At 55.8% G+C, this 21,558-nt stretch carries 20 protein-coding genes; 3 read left to right on the top strand and 17 right to left on the bottom strand.

Annotated elements, in window-relative coordinates:
- Nucleotides 1-6: 6 nt before the first annotated feature.
- Nucleotides 7-801, top strand: coding sequence for an ABC transporter ATP-binding protein (locus JYE50_RS14525; RefSeq protein ID WP_179138340.1), 795 nt, complete (start codon nt 7-9; stop codon nt 799-801).
- Between the two features lie 25 nt (nt 802-826).
- Nucleotides 827-1,861, top strand: coding sequence for a 3-deoxy-7-phosphoheptulonate synthase (locus JYE50_RS14520; protein ID WP_084095701.1), 1,035 nt, complete (start codon nt 827-829; stop codon nt 1,859-1,861).
- A 66-nt stretch (nt 1,862-1,927) separates the two neighbouring features.
- Here the strand turns inward: JYE50_RS14520 and JYE50_RS14515 are convergent, their stop codons facing one another.
- The 9 genes from JYE50_RS14515 to preA form a co-directional block, all read right to left on the bottom strand.
- Nucleotides 1,928-3,139 carry an ABC transporter permease gene (locus JYE50_RS14515; protein ID WP_179138310.1) on the bottom strand — a complete coding sequence of 404 codons (1,212 nt, stop codon included), beginning with the start codon at nt 3,137-3,139 and terminating at the stop codon, nt 1,928-1,930.
- Entirely contained in the window at nt 3,132-4,493 is a 1,362-nt protein-coding gene (locus JYE50_RS14510; protein WP_084095699.1) for an ATP-binding cassette domain-containing protein, read from the bottom strand. The genes JYE50_RS14515 and JYE50_RS14510 overlap by 8 nt, the downstream gene beginning before the upstream one ends.
- A gap of 146 nt (nt 4,494-4,639) precedes the next feature.
- On the bottom strand, nt 4,640-5,245 hold the full coding sequence (locus JYE50_RS14505; protein ID WP_084095698.1) for a hypothetical protein: 606 nt from the start codon (nt 5,243-5,245) through the stop codon (nt 4,640-4,642).
- Nucleotides 5,246-5,261: 16 nt separating this feature from the next.
- Nucleotides 5,262-5,558, bottom strand: a complete 297-nt coding sequence (locus JYE50_RS14500; protein ID WP_084095697.1) for an STAS domain-containing protein — start codon at nt 5,556-5,558, stop codon at nt 5,262-5,264.
- 39 nt (nt 5,559-5,597) lie between these two features.
- Complete coding sequence (locus JYE50_RS14495; protein ID WP_084095696.1) at nt 5,598-6,686, bottom strand: hypothetical protein; 1,089 nt, start codon at nt 6,684-6,686, stop codon at nt 5,598-5,600.
- 31 nt (nt 6,687-6,717) lie between these two features.
- The gene (locus JYE50_RS14490) at nt 6,718-7,350 is read right to left on the bottom strand and encodes an SH3 domain-containing protein (RefSeq protein ID WP_084095695.1); all 633 of its coding nucleotides are present in this window, start codon (nt 7,348-7,350) and stop codon (nt 6,718-6,720) included.
- A 29-nt stretch (nt 7,351-7,379) separates the two neighbouring features.
- Nucleotides 7,380-9,170: an Ig-like domain-containing protein gene (locus JYE50_RS14485; protein WP_179138309.1), complete on the bottom strand. Its 1,791-nt coding sequence runs from the start codon at nt 9,168-9,170 to the stop codon at nt 7,380-7,382.
- Nucleotides 9,171-9,212: 42 nt separating this feature from the next.
- Nucleotides 9,213-10,148 (bottom strand): YARHG domain-containing protein, encoded by a 936-nt coding sequence (locus JYE50_RS14480; RefSeq protein ID WP_084095693.1) that lies wholly within the window; start codon nt 10,146-10,148, stop codon nt 9,213-9,215.
- A gap of 102 nt (nt 10,149-10,250) precedes the next feature.
- The gene (gene preA / locus JYE50_RS14475; protein WP_084095692.1) at nt 10,251-11,753 is read right to left on the bottom strand and encodes an NAD-dependent dihydropyrimidine dehydrogenase subunit PreA; all 1,503 of its coding nucleotides are present in this window, start codon (nt 11,751-11,753) and stop codon (nt 10,251-10,253) included.
- 319 nt (nt 11,754-12,072) lie between these two features.
- Here preA and glgB point away from each other — a divergent pair, with 319 nt between their 5' ends.
- Complete coding sequence (glgB, locus tag JYE50_RS14470; protein WP_084095691.1) at nt 12,073-14,013, top strand: 1,4-alpha-glucan branching protein GlgB; 1,941 nt, start codon at nt 12,073-12,075, stop codon at nt 14,011-14,013.
- Nucleotides 14,014-14,140: 127 nt separating this feature from the next.
- On the opposite strand, the gene JYE50_RS14465 is transcribed toward glgB, so the two are convergent.
- From JYE50_RS14465 to trpE, 8 genes are all read right to left on the bottom strand, one after another.
- Nucleotides 14,141-14,557: an ACT domain-containing protein gene (locus tag JYE50_RS14465; protein ID WP_084095690.1), complete on the bottom strand. Its 417-nt coding sequence runs from the start codon at nt 14,555-14,557 to the stop codon at nt 14,141-14,143.
- A gap of 12 nt (nt 14,558-14,569) precedes the next feature.
- The gene (gene trpA, locus JYE50_RS14460; RefSeq protein ID WP_084095689.1) at nt 14,570-15,349 is read right to left on the bottom strand and encodes a tryptophan synthase subunit alpha; all 780 of its coding nucleotides are present in this window, start codon (nt 15,347-15,349) and stop codon (nt 14,570-14,572) included.
- Nucleotides 15,342-16,532, bottom strand: a complete 1,191-nt coding sequence (gene trpB / locus JYE50_RS14455; protein WP_084095688.1) for a tryptophan synthase subunit beta — start codon at nt 16,530-16,532, stop codon at nt 15,342-15,344. Before trpB ends, trpA begins: the two co-directional genes overlap by 8 nt.
- The gene (locus JYE50_RS14450; protein WP_084095687.1) at nt 16,529-17,134 is read right to left on the bottom strand and encodes a phosphoribosylanthranilate isomerase; all 606 of its coding nucleotides are present in this window, start codon (nt 17,132-17,134) and stop codon (nt 16,529-16,531) included. The genes trpB and JYE50_RS14450 overlap by 4 nt, the downstream gene beginning before the upstream one ends.
- Nucleotides 17,135-17,222: 88 nt before the next feature.
- A complete protein-coding gene (gene trpC, locus JYE50_RS14445; RefSeq protein ID WP_084095686.1) occupies nt 17,223-18,005 on the bottom strand; it encodes an indole-3-glycerol phosphate synthase TrpC in 783 nt (260 codons plus the stop codon).
- Between the two features lie 93 nt (nt 18,006-18,098).
- Nucleotides 18,099-19,115 (bottom strand): anthranilate phosphoribosyltransferase, encoded by a 1,017-nt coding sequence (gene trpD / locus JYE50_RS14440; protein ID WP_084095685.1) that lies wholly within the window; start codon nt 19,113-19,115, stop codon nt 18,099-18,101.
- Between the two features lie 133 nt (nt 19,116-19,248).
- Nucleotides 19,249-19,821 (bottom strand): anthranilate synthase component II, encoded by a 573-nt coding sequence (locus JYE50_RS14435; protein WP_084095684.1) that lies wholly within the window; start codon nt 19,819-19,821, stop codon nt 19,249-19,251.
- Nucleotides 19,818-21,287 carry an anthranilate synthase component I gene (gene trpE, locus JYE50_RS14430; RefSeq protein WP_084095683.1) on the bottom strand — a complete coding sequence of 490 codons (1,470 nt, stop codon included), beginning with the start codon at nt 21,285-21,287 and terminating at the stop codon, nt 19,818-19,820. The genes JYE50_RS14435 and trpE overlap by 4 nt, the downstream gene beginning before the upstream one ends.
- Between the last annotated feature and the right edge of the window lie 271 nt (nt 21,288-21,558).

Here is a 21,558-nt window from a genome sequence, read left to right as displayed (position 1 = left end):
AACGATATGCTTATCCTTCAGGATCTGCGCAAAACCTTTAACCCCGGCACCGTCATGCGGAAAATGGCCCTGGCCGGTGTGGACCTGACCCTGCGGAAAGGCGATTTCATCACCGTCATCGGCGGCAACGGTGCCGGAAAGAGCACCATGCTGAACGCCATTGCCGGTACCTTCCAGGTGGATAACGGAACCATCCTCCTGGGCGGCCGGGACGTCACCCACCTGCCGGAGCACAAACGTGCCGCTTTTCTGGGACGTGTGTTCCAGGATCCCATGACCGGCACCGCCGCTTCCATGAACATTGAGGAAAACCTGGCCCTGGCAAACCGCCGGGGACAGCACCGCGGTCTCCGCTGGGGCATTTCCGCAAAGGAACGGGCCCTTTACCGGGAGAAACTGGCTTCTCTGGACCTGGGGCTGGAGAGCCGCATGGGCAGCAAAGTCGGTCTCCTTTCCGGCGGACAGCGCCAGGCGCTGACCCTGCTCATGGCCACTCTGAAGCAGCCCGAACTGCTGCTTCTGGACGAGCACACCGCCGCCCTCGACCCCAAAACAGCGGAAAAAGTGCTTCGCCTGACGAAGCACCTGATCGAGGAAAACGGTCTCACCGCCCTGATGGTCACCCACAACATGAAAGACGCGCTCGCCCTGGGCAACCGGACCATCATGATGCATGAAGGCAAGGTCATCCTGGACCTGGATGCGGAACAGAAGCAGCACATGACGGTGGAAGACCTGCTGGCCCAGTTTGAGAAAGCCAGCGGCCGGGAGCTGTCCAATGACCGGATGCTGCTGACCTGATAAAAAGATAAAGCAGGATAATACGATGAACAATTCCATGGAATTTGTACGGAAAATGCCTCTTCCGCAGGAGATCAAGCGGGATTATCCCGCCACCGCGGAAATGCAGGCAGTCAAGGAAACCCGGGATCGGGAAATCTCTGACGTGCTGACGGGAAAGGATTCCCGCCTGCTGCTGATCATCGGTCCCTGCTCAGCTGACCGGGAAGACGCTGTGCTGGAGTATATGAACCGGCTGGCGGAAATTGAGAAACAGGTCAAAGACCGGCTGCTGATCGTTCCCCGGGTCTATACCAACAAGCCCCGCACCAAGGGCGTTGGCTACAAAGGGATGCTTCATCAGCCTGATCCGGAGAAAAAGGAGGATATGCTGGCCGGCATCATCGCCATCCGTCAGCTGCATATGCGGGTCATCCGGGAAACCGGTCTCACCTGCGCTGAAGAGATGCTCTATCCTGCCAACTTCAGCTATCTGTCCGACCTGCTGGGTTATGTGGCCGTCGGTGCCCGTTCCGTGGAAAACCAGGAGCACCGGCTGGTCGCAAGTGGTCTGGGCATTGCGGTGGGTATGAAGAACCCCACTGCCGGTGACATTACCGTCATGATGAATTCCATTGCCGCCGCCCAGAGCCCCCAGGAGTTTATCTACCGCAACTGGGAAGTCCGTACCTCCGGCAATCCCCTGGCCCACGCGATCCTGCGGGGCTATGTGGACAGCTTCGGCCGTTCCCATCCCAACTATCACTATGAAAACCTGCGGAATCTGCTGAAGCTGTACCGGGAAAGCAGCCTTTCCAATCCCGCCGTCATTGTGGACACCAACCACAACAATTCCGCCAAGGAATACCTGGAGCAGATCCGCATCTGCAAAGATGTTATGCACAGCCGCAGCCTGAATCCAGAGATTTCCGCCCTGGTCAAAGGCCTCATGGTGGAAAGCTACCTCGTGGACGGCGCCCAGAAAGTGGGCGGCGGCGTTTACGGCCAGTCCATCACGGATCCCTGCCTTGGCTGGGAAAAGAGCAAAGACCTGATCCTGCGCCTGGCAGACTCCGTCTGAAGCATCATCTGCATATATATCAAAGCCGCCGGAGCTGAACACTCCGGCGGCTTTTCTGTTACATTCTTACCTTTTATCCTTGTCGATCAGTTCCAGGGCGATCGTGGCCAGCAACGCGAAAAGCAGGGCAAATCCGGCCAGAGCCAGCAGGTTTATAAGAATAAACCGCTCACCGTACTCCGGCTTCCGGGCAGCTTCCGCTGTCTTCTGCTGCAAAAACGTTTTTACATTTTCTTCTCCGAAAACATCCAGCAGTTCCCCGACAGAAAATTTGACGGTTCGGCTCCGATCCATCCGTTTTCGGATCGTTTCGCTGTTATTCGCAAATGCTGTCAGTTCCCCCAGCGTCACAGGTTTCGTCAGGATTTCCTTCTTTTCCTCCTCGCTGATCTCCTTCATTCCCAGGAGATCAGCGAATTCGCCTGCGGTCAGTGCGGGGATCACCACATCCTCGCTGTGTTTCGCTGCGGTATCGCTGTTGAGTACTTCCATCAGCTGGCCCACCGTAATGGTTTCTTCAATCTCGCTGTTCTTCATGCTGTTCAGCGCGTTCCATCCGGCAGCCATCGGCAGGTCGTTATATCCGCATTCCGCAGCGATCGCCCTGATGCCGTAATTGGAGATGGTGAAATTGGACAGGGGCTGCACCCGGGCCGGCAGCGGAAAAACACTGCCGGAAAAGACCAGCTGGAAGATCAGCACAAACGGCATCACCGTCATAGCTGCTGTGGTTGTCCGTGAAATGCTGGAGATGAACAGGCTCATCATATCCGCGGCGTACGAAATCAGGAGCATACAGATCCCCAGGTTCAGCATGGAGGAGGCCCTCACTATGAATCTTCCCTTTTCCGGAAAAGGAACGCCCATCGCCTTCATCACAAACATACTGACCACCGTCTGGGCAATGCACAGCACAAGCTGGTAGATCAGATGCGCGGTCATATAGGATGTGATATGCATGCCTGAACGGTGCTCCCGCTTAATGATCGCCCGTTCCCGGCAGATAGCCTGGATGGAGTTGAAGCAGCCGTTCCACAGGGCTACGCAGGTCAGGGCGAAGGCGCTGATCAGGCAGCCCTCCATATTGGCAAAAATCCTGTTCCGGATCACCATGGAGACAAGCCCTGCGATCACCGCTGCCATGGGGATCACTTTCCAGTCGCTTTCATTGATAAAAAACCGAAACTGCTTGCCCAGGAAGATCGGGACCTGATTGGCACGGTCTCTGTGCCGGAACACACGCTCTTTGCGTTCCGTATATGTGCTCGTTTCAGGCATGCTGCACCTCCGCGTACTTGACGATGAATTCATCTGCCAGCCCGTCGCCGCCTTCTTCCTCCCGGTTCACGGACTTGACGATTTCCTCCATGGTATTCCTTTCGAAGAACGTCCGTGCTTCATCAACCGGGCCGAACCAGGCCAGCCGTCCGGTTCGCTTCGCGTCCTTGGCCAGCACGATCACATCGTCAAACAGGTCCGCCACCCGGTCCGGTGTATGGGTGATCACAATGATGATCTTGCCCTGGTCAGCGATCTTCCGCAGCTGCTTGAACAGTTCTCTCGCCATCACGCCGTCCAGGCCGCTGTCCGGCTCGTCCAGGATAAACAGGGTAGGATTGGGAATAAATTCCATGGCAATGGAAAGACGCTTCCGCTGGCCGCCGGACAGCTTGGAGACCAGGTTGTGCTGAACCGGTGTCAGGCCGAACATTTCCATAACTTCTTCAACCCGGTCCTTTCGTTCCGACCGGGAGAAACTGTTCGGAAGCCGCAGCATTGCTGTGTCCATCAGGGTGCGGTATACGGTATCGCTGCCGCGGATCAGGTCTGCCTGGGGCACAAAGCCGATATCGTACTGCATCTCTTTGTAGTTTTTATACATATTCCGGCCGTTCAGGGTCACTTCCGCCCGTGCCCGTTCATATCCGTTCACCGCATTCAGGAAAGTGGTCTTCCCCGCGCCTGAACCGCCCAGCAAAAGCACCATGTGTCCGGGTTCAATAGCCATATGGATATCCCTCAGCAGGGTTTTCTTTCTGAAGAACTCCCGGGCTGTCCGTTCCTCCAGGTTGATCGTCAGGCCCTCCTGCAGTACAGCCGCTTTTCTGCCGGAAAAGAACTCCTCAACATCATCATCCCGGATCTCCTCCGCCTTCCACAGCGGCTGGTACTTTTTACTGAATCCCCAGAGCAGGGGAGCGATCGGAAACCACTCCGCGACCAGCCAAAGAAGCACCCACAGCTTTCTCCTGTTAAACATCCTGGCCAGGCCCCGGAAGACCCGAACCTCATAGATCAGCATTGCAAAAAAGAGAGCAAAATCGATCAGCGCGCATCCAAAGTAAATGATGCTTCCGCTTTCCGTGAAGATCATGATGACATTCGCCAGTATGTTCGCCGCATTCAGGGTGGTCAGTGTGCGGCCTTCCTGTTCACGGTCCGCGCACAGGGCGAGCTTATATACCCTTGCGACAGGCACCAGGGCCCACCAGCCCTTCACGCCGCACTTAACAAACAGCCTCCACAGGCTGATCAGGTAGATAGCACCCAGTATTGCTGTTGTAGTGTTATATGCGCCTAAAAAGGTTATGCGCAGGACGTTCAGGATCTTCGCTCCCAAAGCTGCTTCCATTCGTCATTTTCCTCCCCGTCGTCTCCGGTTGCTTCTCCGCCAAAATACCTCAAAACACCTGTCAGGTCAATAGAAAACCGGCAGCATGCTGATTCGCTGCTGCCGGGTAACAGAAATATCCCTTTATGCAAAAAGCATTACCTGTCTCAGGCCAGCTTCTTGATAATGATCATTTCCACAGTCCCGCTGCGGATCGCCACCTTTACGTCATCCGCCACATGGGATACCACGGATTTTTCCAGCTCGTCCCAGGCTTCCTTCACGGCCTGATCCCCCTGTTCCATCTGGCTGGACAGTACCCGCTCATACCGGGACATGGACCACTCCCAGTCCAGCATCGGGGAACTGCTCTGTTCAAACGCGTCCGGCAGCAGCAGCGGGCTGGAATAGGCTGAAAGGTCCGCGTCTGAACCCCAGTCAAAGAAATCCCGCAGGCGGCCCATCAGGCCTTTGGCGGATTCATTTTTCCCGGAACTGGATACTGCCAGCAGCTGTTCCCTTTCCTCGCTGGTCAGCATGGCTCTGACCTTCAGATGCAGCTGGTATTCCCCGTCCTGGTCCTCGATCCAGAATGTTCCTTCCTTTTCCCCGGTAATGGAGCGCATCAGACCCATCATTTCCTCGGTCAGCAGCCGGAGATGCAGCGCGTCTTTGGCAGACAGGCCCTTATAGGCCGCGACCTTGTCCGCCTGTTCCAGGGCTTTCTCCATCTGTTTGCCTCTGCTGGAAACCGTGATCACATCTGTTTTCATTCTCAGGCTCCTCCTCTTACTCAATCGTCAGGATTTCCGAAAATCCGGTCACTTCAAACACTTCCTGGACGATCTCGTTAACATGGGTTACCGTCATACCGCCTTTGGCATTCATCGTTTTATGGGCGGACAGCAGTACCCGCAGTCCGGCGGAAGAGATGTATTCAAGCTTGCTGAAGTCCAGCGTCAGGCTGTCAGCGCCTTCCAGGGATTTTCCCAGTTCTGCTTCCAGTTCAGGAGCGGTCATGGTGTCCAGCCGTCCTTCCAGGGCGATTTCCAGAGCTGTTCCGTTTTTTTTGCTGGTAATGGTCATGATCATAATCCTCCTTTATTCTGTTTTCAGTTCTTTCCGTCACTGCCAGGGAGTGTATACGCGTTCAATGGAAATGATTTCGCCGGTTTCGTCATAAGAGACATATACATTATCCGAAGCAAAATCCGGATATCCGCCTGCGGTCAGCATATCAATAAACTCCTGTGCGGTATGACGCGTCGGTGTTTCCAGGGGATCTCCGGTCTCCGGATCGATATTGTCCTCAAAGGTCACATCTTCCGGGATCTCCAGCTCCAGGGTAACGAAGGGCTCCAGATAGCTGCCCTCAAACATGGAAACATGATATTCTCCGCCATAGTTCTCAAGGCAGATATAATCATTGATCAGGATGGCGCCATCCTCATCCTTTTCCAGTTTGTCGATCTTCTCGCTGAACTGTCCGACCTTCAGGATGTCTCCCGGTTTCAGGGCATCCACCGTTTCGGGATCCAGCGTAACCGTGTGCATGATCTCCGCCTTCACTGTATTGGTCTGCGGATTATAATCCGTCAGGTTGGTGATATATTTCCTGTCAGCGATCTGCTCCACCGGATCGGAAACAGGCACGCCTGCAGGAATGAAGTCCAGATCTGTCAGGAAATCGATGCTGGTCTTCTGCTGTTCTTCTGTCAGGTTCTTGTCTTCCGCCTGTTCCGAAGGCGCCAGCACAAACTCTACGCAGTATCCCTTGTAGATGGAGAAGAATGCTATATAGTCCATTTCCTCCGTTTCATGACGGGCGATCAGCAGCAGCGTACCATAGCCGGTCTCCCCGTAGGTGATCTCCACTTCAGGATCATCCTCTATATAGGTTTCCTCCAGCTGGGCCAGTTCCTCCTGGGACAGATCGTTCAGCCGGTCCACATCGTAGTATTTCTCATCATAAGCTACAGACAGCTGCATAACCGGCGCGTTCGGATCCTCTGACCGGATCACCGCCGTCACCTGCTCGGGTGTCACGGAGAGCGGGATCGGGGTATACCCCTCCGGCAGACCGCACTGCAGGGTAAACGCGCCGTTGATGCTCACCGTACCGATGTTCACCTTCTCCGCGGTCTCCTCCGCCAGGACGGAAGACACGCTGAACAGCATTACAAGGCTCAGGATAAAAGCCGCAATCTTTTTCATCTCAGTAATCCTCCTTCAGCTTCCCCGTTCATCATTTCACAACGAACTGCTTGCTGATAAAGCCAACGTTTCCGGTATCCTGGTCTTCCACCTGGTACCAGTTGTTCGTTTCCTGGATGACCAGCAGCTTTTCGTTCTGCTTGTAGGTGGCCATAACCTCTGTTGATTTGCTGGGTGCCCAGCGCAGGTTCACCCATCCGCTGGCACGGGAAGGCCGCACTGTTACAGTGAAAGGATCCACCTTCTTCGCGCTCCTGAATTCCCTGTTGATCTCCGCTGCTGTGTCGCTGCTTCCGGAAGAGGAAGAGGAAGAAGATTCGGAGCCGGGATTGGCCGGAGGCTTGCTCTTGCGCAGGTAACGGCTGGAAATAAAGCAGGCGTACGTACCCTTGCCGAAGCCGGGCATATTATACGTATAATCGATCAGAGCCCAGCCATTGCCGCCGTCCCTGTAGTAGCAGTAAATCCTTGTTCCGTATTTCAGGGAACCGACGATCTCGCCGCCCGGAGTTGCCCGGACATTCAGTCCTTTGCCGTTCTCGGTATAGACATAGTAGTATCCGGCGGAGTCCGACGGCGTGTCGTCTTCCGCGACAGATACGGGAATGATCATCAGTACTGCCATCAGGATGGCGGTCATCAGCAGGACAATACGCTTATTCATTCAGATCCGACCTCCTTTATTCCACCGGCTTATAAGTGAACCGGGCACTTTTTCGTGGGCTGATTCTTTGGCCGGATCAGCTTGACCCAGTCATTGTCGATCACAAATTCCGTGATCTTCACCACATATTCGCTTACTTTCGTTGAATCCGGAAGCTTGAAGTCAACAGTCTTCCAGTCCTTTTCCCTGGTGGAAGCGCCGGGCTCCAGCGTCTTTTTGTATACCATCCTGTAAGTGCCGCTGTTGTCCTTCTTATTGCAGGGTACCGGCTTCCCGTCATTATCGAAAACGGATACTTCCACGGTAATGGAGGTGATCGTCAGATCACTGTTGTTTTTCACCGTCAGGCGGGCATCCGTTCCCTTGACATAGGCATCCGTCAGCTTCAGGGATTTCTCCCAGTCTCCGATCCTGACCAGAATGGAGGTTTGGAATCCGCCGTCTTCCGTCGTGCCTGTCACAATGGTCTCACCCCTGCTGACGCCGGTGATCCGCACCTTGTTCGGTGTCTTCTTCTCAGGCGCCACTGTCGCCACGGAGGCATCTGCCGTTTCCCAGGTCATGTTGCGGTTGGTCGCTTTCTCAGGTTCCAGGATCGCGCCGGCTGTGGAGGTCTGTTTCACGTCAACATAAGCAGTCTTGCGTCTCATGTGAACGCCGGTCACGTGCTGCAGCACCCGCACCTTTACCTTGGCCTGCCGGTTGGAGCCGTCCGTTGTAACTGCCCTGACATAAGCCTCGCCGGCCTGGATACCCGTCACGGTGCCGTCTTCGCTGACTGTCAGCACCTTCTCGTTGGAGGAGCTCAGCTTAACCGCCTGGTTGGTAGCATTGGCCGGCTCAATGGTCCAGGTCACTTTACAGCTTTCCCCGGCGTAGACAATCTGCGCCTCCCCGAAAGACACTTTTGTGACCGGTTGCTGCACATGCACAACCGCTTTCGCCTGAACCGCTCCGTTCACCCTGCTGGTACAGGTGATCTCGCAATCCCCCAGGGAAACACCGGTCACCCGGCCCTGTGCGTTCACCTTTGCGATGCTTTCATCAGAGGATGTCCAGATAACATTCTTATCGTTTGTATCCTTAGGCAGCACCGTTGCCTTCAGCATGCCCGTCCTGCCGGTATCAACCGTCAGCTCCGTTGTGTCCAGTGTGATCTCTCCGGCTGTCTGGATCACCTGGAGATTGATGCTCGCCCGGATATTGCTTCCGTCTGTCGCAGCAGCGGTAATTCTGGCCGTACCGCGTTTCACACCGGTCACGGTGCCGTTTGCGTCCACCGTGGCGATCCGCTCATCCGCGGAAGACCAGGTCACCTGTTTGATCGTTGCGTCTTCCGGAAGGATCGCGGCATTCAGTGTGATACTGCCGCCGACCGCCACATTCTTCTCAGGTGCGGTTACGGAGATCCTGCTCACAGGCTGGGTTACGATCACCCGGTACCGTACGGTTACGGACGGATCCTGTACACTGGCAATTGTCAGGAAGGTTTCCCCTGCCTTTCGCCCCGTTACAGTGTTCTCATAGATCTTCACGATCTCCGGGTTGTCCGAAGTCAGGGTAACCCGCCTGTTCCTCACCGTGGTAGGCTGCACCGAAGCGCGAAGCTGGAATCCTTTTTTTGCGGGGATCACCATCACCGGAAGCACTTCGCCGTCCGCCTGGTCTGTCAGTCCGGCCAGGTACGGATCATCCGCGGCATAGACCGCAATCTTTCCGGTATTCACTTCCAGTGTGATCGCATCGTTTCCCTCTGCCGCCGCTGTCAGGCCCATACAGAGCAATGCAAGCACCAGCAAAGGAAGAAGCATCCTCTTCATTCCGTTTTTCCCTCCCTGTTTCACGGATCCGTGACGCATTTATCAGCCGTCTCCTTCGGGCGTCTGCTGTTCGGTAATATCCACGCCCGTAATGGACAGCATCCCGCCGGGCACAAAGCCCCGGGCTGTTTCCCCGTTAATGGTCGTCTCGATATAATCCCACGCGGTGGAATTGTACATGGTGGTCAGGTAGGTAACCCTTGTCCCTGCGGGCAGCTGCACCAGCGTCCTGCCGGTCAGGGCCGGATCATCCGTCAGGGCTGTGGCCGTTTCCACTTCACACATGCTTCCGTCCCAGCTCAGCTGATCCAGTGCGGGCTTCTTCCCTTTGATTTTTGCCCCGTCCACATAGCCGATCCGGTACTGTCCGGCCTTGTCCGCCTCATAAAGCATCAGCATCCAGCCGTTATCCCACCCCAGTGCGTATACCGCGCCGTTTGTGCTTACAGCAGCCTTGCCGTTGTTCGCCCGGTAGGCTTTCGCTGAAGGAGCGGTATAAACCGCCAGTTTCTGGTTAGCGTCCAGCTTCACGTAGTTAAAGCCCCGCGGCTTGTTCACATCCTGCGCCGGCGGTGTGGGCATTCCCTTTCCCTTCGGGTTTGTGGTCTTCAGCTCCCGCATCTCCCGGCGTACATCCTTAATCAGGTCCACATTCCTGTTCTCAGTCGCGGAGCAGTGGGAGTATGTTTCATGATGATCCTTGCTGTTTTCGTTTTCATTCGGAACATACCAGGGCATCTGCGTAAACCAGTTATAGCAGCGGCTTCCGGTCTCAAACTTGTATCCGTGCCGCGCGTAGATCTCATTGAAAGCGTACAGGAGCGTATCATACTGGTATTCCCAGAGTTCGTCTCTGGTCAGTTCCCGTGTATCGCTGTCAGTAATAATATACATTCCATCCGCTGACGCCGCAGCGGTCATCACCAGGCTGCCCAGCAGGATAGCCGCTGCCAGGATCAGTGACAATGTTTTCTTCATCGGGAATGTCCTCCTTCTTTCTGCCCCGCCGGAGCTGTTCCCCGTCAGGTACCTGTTGATACGCCCTGTCCCGGACTGTGGCAGTTGTATACAGTGTCCGGTTCAGTGACGCGTAATCCTTTTGTTTCCGGGAATGATCGCCCGCTGCGGGCAGACCAGCAGGCACAGGTGGCAGCCGACGCATCGCTTCCCGTTCAGAACCGGCCGGCGTTCTTCATTCATCCCGATGGCCTGGTGTCCGCCGTCCCTGCAGGCAATTCCGCACCGGCCGCAGCCGATACAGCGTTCCATAACAAACTGCGGAAAGATCACAGTATCCCGTTCCAGTGTCTGGGTGTTTTCATTCAGTACATCCAGTCCAAGGCCCGTCGCTTCCCGAACACCGGAAAATCCCTTTTCCGTCAGGTACAGGTTCAGACCGTCCTTCAGGTCGTCAATGATCCGGTAACCGTACTGCATCACCGCCGTTGCCACCTGCAGGCTTCGGCCTCCAAGCAGGATGAATTCCAGAGCGTCCTGCCAGGTCTCAATGCCTCCGATGGCGGACAGGTGCATTCCTTTCAGTTTCGGGTTTTTCCCCAGCTCCGCGATAAACCTGAGCGCTATGGGTTTGACGGCGTTTCCGCTGTATCCTCCTACTGCGCTTTGTCCGTGGACCGCAGGAGCGGAGATATAGGTATGAGGATTCACCCCCACGATGGATTTAATGGTATTGATCGCTGCGAGCCCATCCGCGCCTCCGCGCATAGCTGCCTCCGCTGCCTCGCTCATGGAAGCCACGTTGGGTGTCAGTTTCACCAGCAGCGGAATATGGCAGGATCTCCTGGCTGCCGCGGTAAAGCGTTCCACCAGTTCCGGTACCTGGCCGATATCGCTGCCCAGGCCGCCCTCCGCCATGTTGGGGCAGGAAAAATTCAGCTCCACCGCATCCGCGCCATTTTCCTCGCAAAGCCTGGCCAGTTCCTTCCACTCCGCCTCATTCTGTCCCATAATGGAGGCCAGAATGACCTTGGTGGGATAGTTCTTTTTCAGCCGACGGAAGATTTCCATATTCTCCGCCACACTGTGATCAGAGAGCTGCTCAATATTCTTAAAGCCGATGATACTCCCGTCGCTGCCCGTAATTGCGGAAAAGCGGGGTGAAGCCTCATGGATATCCAGGGTACAGACCGTCTTGAAGCTGATCCCTGCCCAGCCCGCCTCAAAAGCACGGGCGCACATATCATAAGTGCTTGCCACCACGGAAGACGCCAGGATAAACGGATTCTCCAGCGGAACCCCGCACAGGTCGCACCGCAGCCGTTCTTCATTCTCCGGCAGCTTCGTTTCACAGTCCGGTTTCACCTGGTAGTACAGACGGTTGATCAGATCCCGCACCGGAACCTCACCGGCACGGACACAAGCCCGCTCGCAGGGTGCCGGGCAGGTCAGGCAGGGATTGGTTTCCGGCAGGCGCTGAGCAGCTGTCTGTTCGTTCCGGAACCAGATACTGCGCAGTAATGCAGCCGGTTTCACTTCATTGCATGCCTCGTCGCACGGCGGCCGGTCACATAGTGCACACCGGATCATATCTGCCCTGGAGATAGATGGCTCGTTACGGATCATCGTTGATTCTCCTCCTGTCCGGCCGTCTGTACGGAAAGGGCCGGAATACATCAGCGGAACGAATCGTTCCGTCTGTCTGCTGTCGGTATCATAAGAATGTAAAACTGGTCTGTATTGTATGGTACATATAGTATATCACAATTTCACGGAAATGTTCCCTGTTTTTCCAATATTCACATTACTGGCAGGAATTTCATCCAAATTTCCGGCGTAGGCACGTTTTTTCCGGAACTGATCCAAAATTCTGCACCGAAAAGATACATACGGATATGAATATGGTATAATCATCTTACGGAAAAAAGAAAAAGGGGGCTGGCATATGTGGTACAATCCGCCGGACGGACAGCGGCGTGACAGCTTTCATGCGGGAAACTGCGTCAACGCGTATGATTTTTTAGGCGCGCATCCCGTGGAGGAAAACGGTGAACTGAAATGGCATTTCTCCGTCTGGGCTCCCAATGCCCAGCGGGTTTCCCTTGTCGGCGGGTTCTGCAACTGGGACACGGAAGCTTACCCCATGGCCAAGCAGTATGACGGCATATGGGAGCTGCGCCTGCCGGATACCCTGTTCCGACCCGAACCCGGTCAGGAAAACGCCTCCAGTCCTGAAGCCGCAGAGCTGCTCCGCACCTATAAATACGCCGTTCTCTGTGCCAACGGGGAATGGCACATGCGGGCCGACCCCTACGGCTTTGAGATGGAACTGCGGCCCAGCAACGGCAGCAAGCTGCGGGACCTGTCATCCTATCAGTGGAACGACAGTGCGTGGATGGAAGCCAGGAGGGAAAAAGAAGCCGTCCGTGAGCCCATGAATATTTATGAGATGCACCTGGGAACCTGGCGCAGGGGCGAAAACGGCCGCATCCTGAACTACGCTGAAATTGCTGACCAGCTGGTTCCCTACCTGCAGGAGATGGGCTATACCCATGTGGAGTTTATGCCCGTCATGGAGCATCCCTTTGATGGTTCCTGGGGCTATCAGGTAATCGGCTATTACGCTCCCACCTCCCGTTACGGCACACCCGACCAGCTTCGGTATCTGGTGGACAGGCTTCACCAGGCCGGCATAGCGGTCATCCTCGATTGGGTCCCCGCCCACTTCCCCAAGGACGAGGCAGGGCTGCGCCTGTTCGACGGTACGCCCTGCTATGAGCACGCGGATTCCCGCCGTGCTGAAATGCCTCAGTGGGGAACGCTTCTGTTCGACTACGCCCGGGGTGAAGCGGTCAGTTTTCTCCTGTCCAACGCCATTTTCTGGCTCAGGGAATACCATGCCGACGGCCTGCGCTGCGATGCGGTCAGCTGTATGCTGTACCTGGATTTCGGCAAGGAATCCGGCCAGTGGGTGCCCAACCAGTACGGCGGTCATGAGAACCTGGACGCGGTGCGTTTCCTGCAGCACTTGAACGAAGCCGTTAGCACGGAGTGTCCCGGTGCCATCACCGTGGCAGAGGAATCCACCGCCTATCCCAAGGTCACCCATCCCGTAAAGGACGGCGGACTTGGTTTCAGTTTCAAATGGAATATGGGCTGGATGAATGATATTCTCTCCTACATCGCCCTCGACCCGATCTACCGGCAGTACCATCACGACAAGATCACCTTCTCGATGATGTACGCTTTCAGCGAAAACTATGTGCTGCCCTTCTCACACGATGAAGTGGTTCACTGCAAGGGCTCCATGCTGGACAAGCAGCCCGGCGACCTCTGGAAGAAGTTCGCGGGCCTGCGCGCGCTGTACGGATATTACATGGTGCATCCCGGCAAAAAACTGCTGTTCATGGGCGGAGAGTTCGGCCAGTTTGTGGAATGGCGGGATCAGCAGCAGCTTGACTGGTTCCTCCTTGGTTACGAAAAGCATCCTGACCTGCAGAAATATGTAAAGGAACTGAATCACCTGTACAGCAGCGAGCCTGCCCTGCACAGGATCGATGACAGCTGGGACGGCTTCAAGTGGCTGAACGTGAACGACAAACAGCGCAGTGCGGCTGCTGTGATGCGATCCGATGATAAAGGCAGTTCCATCGTCTGCGCGGTAAACTTCACTCCCCAGCCCTACCTGAATTACCGCATCGGCCTGCCCTTTGACTGTGAACTGACCGAGATCCTCAATTCCGACAAAGCGGAATACGGCGGCAGCAACCTCTATAACGGCACAGTCCTTCATGCGGAAGAAATCCCCCAGGAGGAGCATCCCTTCTCCTGCGAGATCGTTCTCCCGCCGCTGGCCGCGGTCTTCTTCAAAGTAAAGAAAAAATAAACTGTTATGAGCAAACGCCCTGACGGTCTGTTCGTCAGGGCGTATATTTTCATGTACCAAAGTGTCATTCCGAGCGTAGTCGAGGAATCCCTTACTACGTCCGAAGGACGCATTGAAATGGTTGGTTTCAGTCTATCCGCTCCAGGGTTTTATATCCCTTTGCCTGCAGGAAACCTTCCACTTCCATCAGGTCGGATGCCTTCAGGATTGCCACCGGCAGCCTGCTCAGCGTATTGTAGGTCACATAGAGGTAATCCAGGTTGATATTGCCGTCATTGATCACCGTCAGCAGGTCATTCAGGCTGCCGCATTCGTCTCCGATCTCCACAGCGGCCACATAGTCCGTATGGCACATATATCCGTCCGCCTGCAGTTCATCCGCGGCCCGGTCCGTATCAGATACCAGCATGCGGATAATGCCGAATTCAGCGCTGTCATTTGTGATCAGGGTGTTCATGTTGATACCGGCGTCCGCCAGGATCTGGGTAATCCGGTTCATGGCGCCTTTTTTGTTTTCCGCGAAAATGGACAGTTGTCGAATCATGTTTTTTCCCTCTTAGTTCAGTTCTTTCAGTGCGTTCTTCATGGACCGGACATAATCGCCGATATATTCAGCCGATTCCTTGCCGTGCTGTGCAAGGATCTTTTCAATCGCCGATCCAACGATCGCGCCGTCGGAGATCGCCGCCATCTTCTTCGCCTGCTCCGGTGTGGAAATACCGAAGCCGATGGCCACCGGCACCTTTGCGTTTTCCCGGATCGTCCGGATGATCGGTACCAGATCCGTGGTGATCTCACTGCGGGTTCCGGTCACGCCAAGGCTGGATACCAGGTAGATAAAGCCCTCCGCCTCCCGGGCGATCATTGCCACCCGGTTTTCAGACGTCGGGGCGATCAGCGAGATCAGGTCCACCCCGTACTGCCGGCACAGGGGCAGGAACTCCTCTTTCTCCTCAAAGGGCAGATCCGGCAGGATCAGTCCGTCGATCCCGATCTGTGCGCAGGTGGAGATAAATTTCTCCGCGCCGTAGGAGAAGATCACATTGGCATAGGTCATGAAGACCATGGGAACCGTAACGTCTGTCCGCAGTTCCTTCACAAAGCCGAAGATTCGGTCTGTTGTGGTGCCCGCCTGCAGTGCCCGCAGGCTGGCCTCCTGGATCACCGGGCCTTCCGCTGTGGGATCGGAAAAAGGGATGCCCAGTTCGATCAGGTCAGCACCGTTCTCAACGGCCGCGCGCACGGCCCGGCCTGTAGTGTCAAGATCCGGATCCCCGCAGGTAATGAAAGCGATAAAAGCCTTTCCGTGGTCAAAAGCAGATGCGATCTTACTCATGGAGATCCTCCCCCCTGTAGCGGGCGATCGCGGCACAATCCTTGTCTCCGCGTCCCGAAACGGTAATCACAATGGTCTGGTCCGGTTTCATTTCCGGCGCGATTTTCCGGGCGTACGCCACGGCATGGGCCGACTCGATCGCTGGAATGATCCCTTCGGTCTTTGCCAGGTACTCAAAGGCACAGACGGCTTCCTCGTCCGTCACCGGCACATATTCCGCCCGCCCGATATCGTGCAGCCAGGCGTGTTCCGGACCGACGCCGGGATAATCCAGTCCGGCCGAGATGGAATACACCGGAGCGATCTGGCCGTACTCATCCTGGCAGAAATAGCTCTTCATGCCATGGAAGATTCCCAGCCGCCCGGTATTCATCGTCGCGGCGGTTTCAAAGGTGTCAATCCCCCGGCCAGCCGCCTCGCAGCCGATCAGGCGGACTCCTTTATCCTCAATAAAGTGATAGAAGCTGCCGATGGCGTTGCTTCCGCCGCCGACACACGCGATCACCGCGTCCGGCAGCCGTCCTTCCTTCTCCATCATCTGTTCCTTGATCTCTTTGGAGATCACCGCCTGGAAGTCCCGGACGATCGTCGGGAACGGATGCGGTCCCATCACGGAGCCAAGGCAGTAATGAGTGTCATCAATCCGCCTGGTCCATTCCCGCATTGCCTCACTGACAGCATCCTTCAGGGTTGCGGTGCCGGTCTTCACCGGGATCACCTCCGCGCCAAGCAGCCGCATCCGGTACACATTCAGTGCCTGGCGGATGGTATCTTCCTCACCCATGAATACAACGCACTCCATCCCCATCAGGGCCGCGGCTGTGGCGGTCGCCACCCCGTGCTGGCCGGCGCCGGTTTCAGCGATCAGGCGGGTCTTGCCCATCTTCTTTGCCAGCAGCGCCTGTCCCAGTACGTTGTTGATCTTGTGCGCACCGGTATGGTTCAGGTCTTCCCGCTTCAGGTAGATTTTTGCCCCGCCCAGGTCTTTCGTCATCTTTTCAGCGTAATACAGCCGGGACGGCCGGCCTGCGTAATCATTCAGGAGAGCGGTCAGTTCCCGGTTGAATTCCGGATCCGCCTTGTAATGGTTATACGCCTCTTCCAGTTCGATCACAGCGTTCATCAGTGTCTCGGGGATATACTGCCCGCCGTGGATCCCAAAGCGTCCGTTCTGGTTGCTCATGCCCTGTCACCTCTTATTTCCCGCACAAAAGCGCGCATTTTTTCTTTATCCTTGAATCCGTCTGTTTCAATGCCGGAAGAAACGTCCACCGCATAGGGATTCAGTGTCCGGACCGCACCGGATACATTTTCGGGGTTCAGTCCTCCCGCCAGGAAATACGGACGCGTCACCTTTGCCAGGAGACTCCAGTCAAAGGTCCTGCCGTCCCCGGCCCCGGCGTCCAGCAGGATTTCCTCCGAAGAAGAAGCTATCGCCCGCTGTATGTCCGCCTCACTCCGGATCCGGAAAGCCTGGATCAGCGGTTTTTCCGTCAGTCCCCGCAGGCTTTCCAGGTATGCCTCATCCTCATTCCCGTGAAGCTGGGCAATGTCGATCACGCCCTCTTCCAGCAGCCAGGCAACATTCTCCGGTTTTTCATCCACAAACACCCCGACGGTGCGGATTCCCGGAGCAAGTCCTGCTTTCAGTTCCTTCGCTGTTTCCGGTGTGATATAACGCTTACTGCCCGGAAAGAACACAAACCCGACATAGTCCGGCCGCAGCTCATTAACGGCCTCAATGTCTTCCTTCCGCCGTAATCCGCACATCTTGATCTTTGTCATGTCGCTTTCCTTCTCGCTATACAATAGTTGTCATTCCGACCGAAGCCGCAGGCGTAGAGGAGGAATCCCTTACTTAGCCGAAGGCTTATCACTGCCGTCTCAGGCTCTTTAGCGTTTCCGCCGGATCTTCCGCGCGCATCAGCGTTTCACCGATCAGTGCGGCATCCGCGCCGATCTGCCTCAGCCGCTGCACATCCTCCGGTGTCCTGACTCCGCTTTCCGCCACGTAGATACATTCCGGCGGGATCCTGTCCCGCAGCCTCGCCGCGTTTCCGAAATCCACGGAAAAGTCCTTCAGGTTCCGGTTGTTGACCCCGATGATCTTTGCCCCGGCTGAAACTGCCGTCCGGATCTCTTCCTCGTCATGCGTTTCCACCAGTGCCGCGATCCCCAGTTCTTCGCAGTGCTCCAGGTAAGCCGCCAGCGTCCTTTCATCCATCAGGGAAACGATCAGCAGGGCGGCATTGGCTCCCATCACCCTTGCCTGATCCAGCTGATACTCACATACCGTGAAATCCTTGCGCAGCATCGGCAGGTTCACCTTTTCCCGCACTTCGCGGAAGATGTCGTCGGATCCCAGGAAGTATTCCGGCTCCGTCAGGCAGGAGATGCAGTCCGCCCCGGCTTGTTCATAGGCCTCCGCGATCTTCAGGTAGGGAAAGTCCGGGGAGATCAGTCCCTTGGAGGGAGACGCCTTCTTGATCTCGCAGATAAAGGAGATCCCCGGCTTTTTCAGTGCGGAAAGGAACGCCTCCCCGTTTCCCTTGCCCAGTGCTTTTGCCTGTTCCCGCAGTTCTTCTGCCGAAACCGTCTCCTGTTCTCTCTTCGCCCATTCCCGGGAAAGATCCGCAAGCTTATCCAGTATGTTCATCTGACTGTCTCCTGTAACTTACATATTGGGCGAAGCCCAATAATTCATATTCGGCGTCAGCCGAATAATTCATATTGACTGCAGATCAATAATTCATTCTTGAGAAACTTTTATAAGTTTCTCAAGCGTCTCCGTAGCTTTTCCGCTGTCAATGATCTCCGCCGCCAGTTTGATTCCTGCGGCCAGGCTTTCCGCTTTGCCGCCGATATACAGGGCCGCGCCGGCGTTCATCAGGACGGCATCCCGTTTTGGTCCCTTCTTGCCCGCAAGGATTGCCTTCGTGACTTCGGCATTCTCCGCCGGGGTTCCGCCGACCAGGTCCTGTTTTGCGCAGCGTTTCAGGCCGAACTGTTCGGGAGTGATCACATAGTTCTTCATCCAGCCGTCCTTGAATTCGCAGACCGTCGTCGGCGCGCTCATGGAGATCTCGTCCAGTTTGTCCTGTCCGTAAACCACCATGCCGCGCTTTACGCCCAGATTCATCAGCACCTGGGCCAGGGGCTGTACCAGATACTCGTCATACACGCCCAGCAGCTGCATGGAAGGATGTCCCGGATTGGTCAGCGGTCCCAGGATGTTGAACACGGTCCGGAATCCCAGTTCCTTCCGGATGGCACCCACATACTTCATGGAAGTGTGATATTTCTGGGCAAAGAAGAAGCACATGCCGGCCTTGTCCAGCAGTTCACGGCACTTATCCGGACTCTGGTCAATGTTCACACCCAGTGCTTCCAGGCAGTCCGCCGTACCGCATTTGCTGGAGGCAGCCCGGTTACCGTGCTTGGCGACCCGCATGCCGCCCGCTGCGGCCACCAGCGCCGACGTTGTGGAGATGTTGAAGCTGTGGGCGTTGTCTCCGCCGGTACCGACGATCTCAAACAGTTCGTCCCCTGCTTCCACGCGGGTTGCTTTTTCCCTCATCGCCGCGGCACAACCGGCAATCTCGTCCGTGGTCTCCGCCCGGGCGCTCTTGGTGGACAGGGACGCCAGGAAAGCCGCGTTCTGGGTCGGTGTGGTCTCCCCGCTCATGATCTCATTCATCACGGTATAGGCTTCCTCATAGGTCAGGTCTTCCTTGCTGACAATCTTCACAATAGCTTCCTTAATCATCTTTTTCTCTCCTTTTATAATAGACTCTGTTTTATCAATCCGTTACTCTGTATCTATCCAATCTGTAATACACATTATGAGCAGCTTCAGTATTAATTCTGAATTCTGCATTCTGCATTCTGCATTCTGCATTTCACGCCTTCAGTGCCATAAAATGCTCAAGCATTTTGTGGCCTGATGGCGTGAGTATGCTTTCCGGATGAAACTGTACCCCGTAGATCGGATACTCCTTATGCTGCACCGCCATGACCTCGCCGTCTTCCGTCCTGGCCGTCACCATCAGGCACTCCGGCATGGTTTCCGGATCCGCGGCCAGGGAATGATACCGTGCCACCGCGAAAGTTTCCGGCAGTCCCGCAAACAGCGGGCTGTTGCCCTCCTGCCGTACCACGGACTGTTTCCCGTGCATCAGGGCTTTGGCGTAGGTTACTGTCGCACCGAAGGCCGCGCAGATCGCCTGGTGCCCCAGGCACACTCCCAGCAGCGGGATTTCCTTGCCAAGCTCCCCGGCTGCTGCCTGCGTGATCCCGGCATCTTCCGGCCGTCCGGGACCGGGAGAAAGAATGATCCTGTCCGGCTTCAGGGCCCGGATCTCCTCAAGGTTCATCTCGTCGTTCCGGATTACCCGGATATCCGGATCCAGTTCTCCCACATACTGAAACAGGTTGTAGGAAAAGCTGTCATAGTTGTCGATCAGCAGCGTCATCCGTCTATCTCCTTTCCGGCTTTCTCCAGGGAGGCGAGTACCGCCCGGGCCTTGTTCAGGCATTCCTCGTGTTCCTTTTCCGGAACGGAATCATATACGATGCCAGCCCCGGAACGGATGAATACTTTACCATTCTTCTTGTACGCGATCCGGATCGCGATGCAGGTATCCATGTTTCCGGCAAAGTCGATATAACCGATCGCTCCGCCGTAGATCCCCCGCTTGTTGTTCTCCAGCTCACCGATCAGCTGGCAGGCCCGGATTTTCGGAGCACCCGACAGCGTACCTGCCGGCAGTACCGCCTCAATAGCGTCCAGCGCGTCCTTGTCCTCCCGGATCTCCCCGCACACTGTGGAACCGATGTGCATCACATGGGAAAACCGCAGGATATCGTGGAATGTTTCCACCTGTACGCTGCCGAACTTTGAGATCCTGCCCAGGTCGTTCCGTCCCAGATCCACCAGCATATTATGTTCCGCCAGTTCCTTTTCATCCCGCAGCAGTTCTTCCTCCAGCCGCTTATCCTCCTCCGTGGTTTTTCCCCGAGGCCGGGTACCGGCCAGCGGATAAGTATGCAGGATGCCGTTTTCCAGCTTCACCAGTGTTTCCGGACTTGCTCCGGCAACCTCCACATCCGTTCCGGAAAAGTAGAACATGTAGGGAGACGGATTGACCGTCCGCAGCATCCGGTACATGTTCAGCAGGCTGCCCTCATACGGTGCGCTCAGCCTGTTGGACAGGACGATCTGGAAAATGTCTCCTTCTTTGATGTAATGCCGGGCTTTCTCCACCATGGCACAGTATTCCGTCTTGTTGAACAGCGGCGTCACTTCTCCGGTCAGGCGCCCGGGTTCATCCTTCGCTTCCGCGCCTTCCGTAATGAGTTTCTTCAGCTCCTCCAGTTCCATTTCCGCCCTGTGGTATCCGGCTTCTCCCTCGTCCAGTTTTACGTTGACGATCAGGATGATCTTCTGCCGCAGGTTATCAAAGGCGATCACCTTGTCAAAGAGCATCAGATCCACATCCTGGAAATGCTCCGTATCTTCCGTCTCCCTGCGGGTCGTCGGTTCGGAATAATTCAGGTAATCGTAGGAGAAATATCCGGTCAGGCCGCCGGTAAAGGGCGGCAGTCCCGGAATGCGGGGACTTTTATACTCCGCCAGGATCTGCCTCAGCACAGCGGAAGGATCCTCCGTCCGGATTTTCAGCTCATTGATCCGCATTTCCCCGTTCACACAGGAGATGCTCATTTTCGGATCATAGCCCAGGAACGTGTATCGTCCCCACTTCTCCTGCGGTTCCGCGGACTCCAGCAGGAAGCAATGGGAGGAAACATTCTTCAGTTTCCGGATTGCCTGGATCGGCGTGCAGATATCCGCCAGAAGCTCACAGCTGACCGGCACTACCTTATACAGTCCCGTCTCCCTGTACTTTGCCACTTCTTCCTGGGTGGGTGTAATCTTCATCGCTTCTCAGCTCCCGTCACTTTATCATTGTTCATTGTTAATTGTTCATTGTTCATTAAACAAAAATCGTCCCTGACAGATTTACTCTGTCAGGGACGAATATACTTCGCGGTGCCACCCTGTTTCACGGTATGACCGTGCTCTCTGCGGGATACCTTCATATCCCCGGCCACTTACGCGTGCCTCACGTCGCAGAATACTCAGCCTAAGCCTTTGACTGCGCCCTCGGCGGTCCATTTGGCGGTTTGTTTCCTGCCCGGCTTTCACCTTC

The sequence above is a fragment of the Aristaeella lactis genome (genome assembly GCF_018118585.1).
Lineage (GTDB): Bacteria > Bacillota > Clostridia > Christensenellales > Aristaeellaceae > Aristaeella > Aristaeella lactis.
This window is presented reverse-complemented; position numbering and strand designations above follow the sequence as displayed.

Excerpts from the sequence above, each read along its gene's own strand:
- trpC (WP_084095686.1), bottom strand. The coding sequence starts at position 18,005 with ATGAACATACTGGATAAGCTTGCGGATCTTTCCCGGGAATGGGCGAAG.
- JYE50_RS14465 (WP_084095690.1), bottom strand. The coding sequence starts at position 14,557 with ATGATTCGACAACTGTCCATTTTCGCGGAAAACAAAAAAGGCGCCATG.
- glgB (WP_084095691.1), top strand. The coding sequence starts at position 12,073 with ATGTGGTACAATCCGCCGGACGGACAGCGGCGTGACAGCTTTCATGCG.
- JYE50_RS14510 (WP_084095699.1), bottom strand. The coding sequence starts at position 4,493 with ATGGAAGCAGCTTTGGGAGCGAAGATCCTGAACGTCCTGCGCATAACC.
- JYE50_RS14515 (WP_179138310.1), bottom strand. The coding sequence starts at position 3,139 with ATGCCTGAAACGAGCACATATACGGAACGCAAAGAGCGTGTGTTCCGG.
- JYE50_RS14525 (WP_179138340.1), top strand. The coding sequence starts at position 7 with ATGCTTATCCTTCAGGATCTGCGCAAAACCTTTAACCCCGGCACCGTC.
- JYE50_RS14505 (WP_084095698.1), bottom strand. The coding sequence starts at position 5,245 with ATGAAAACAGATGTGATCACGGTTTCCAGCAGAGGCAAACAGATGGAG.
- trpB (WP_084095688.1), bottom strand. The coding sequence starts at position 16,532 with ATGAGCAACCAGAACGGACGCTTTGGGATCCACGGCGGGCAGTATATC.
- JYE50_RS14480 (WP_084095693.1), bottom strand. The coding sequence starts at position 10,148 with ATGAAGAAAACATTGTCACTGATCCTGGCAGCGGCTATCCTGCTGGGC.
- JYE50_RS14490 (WP_084095695.1), bottom strand. The coding sequence starts at position 7,350 with ATGAATAAGCGTATTGTCCTGCTGATGACCGCCATCCTGATGGCAGTA.
- JYE50_RS14500 (WP_084095697.1), bottom strand. The coding sequence starts at position 5,558 with ATGACCATTACCAGCAAAAAAAACGGAACAGCTCTGGAAATCGCCCTG.
- JYE50_RS14495 (WP_084095696.1), bottom strand. The coding sequence starts at position 6,686 with ATGAAAAAGATTGCGGCTTTTATCCTGAGCCTTGTAATGCTGTTCAGC.
- JYE50_RS14520 (WP_084095701.1), top strand. The coding sequence starts at position 827 with ATGAACAATTCCATGGAATTTGTACGGAAAATGCCTCTTCCGCAGGAG.
- trpA (WP_084095689.1), bottom strand. The coding sequence starts at position 15,349 with ATGAGTAAGATCGCATCTGCTTTTGACCACGGAAAGGCTTTTATCGCT.
- trpD (WP_084095685.1), bottom strand. The coding sequence starts at position 19,115 with ATGATTAAGGAAGCTATTGTGAAGATTGTCAGCAAGGAAGACCTGACC.
- JYE50_RS14485 (WP_179138309.1), bottom strand. The coding sequence starts at position 9,170 with ATGAAGAGGATGCTTCTTCCTTTGCTGGTGCTTGCATTGCTCTGTATG.
- JYE50_RS14435 (WP_084095684.1), bottom strand. The coding sequence starts at position 19,821 with ATGACGCTGCTGATCGACAACTATGACAGCTTTTCCTACAACCTGTTT.
- JYE50_RS14450 (WP_084095687.1), bottom strand. The coding sequence starts at position 17,134 with ATGACAAAGATCAAGATGTGCGGATTACGGCGGAAGGAAGACATTGAG.
- preA (WP_084095692.1), bottom strand. The coding sequence starts at position 11,753 with ATGATCCGTAACGAGCCATCTATCTCCAGGGCAGATATGATCCGGTGT.
- trpE (WP_084095683.1), bottom strand. The coding sequence starts at position 21,287 with ATGAAGATTACACCCACCCAGGAAGAAGTGGCAAAGTACAGGGAGACG.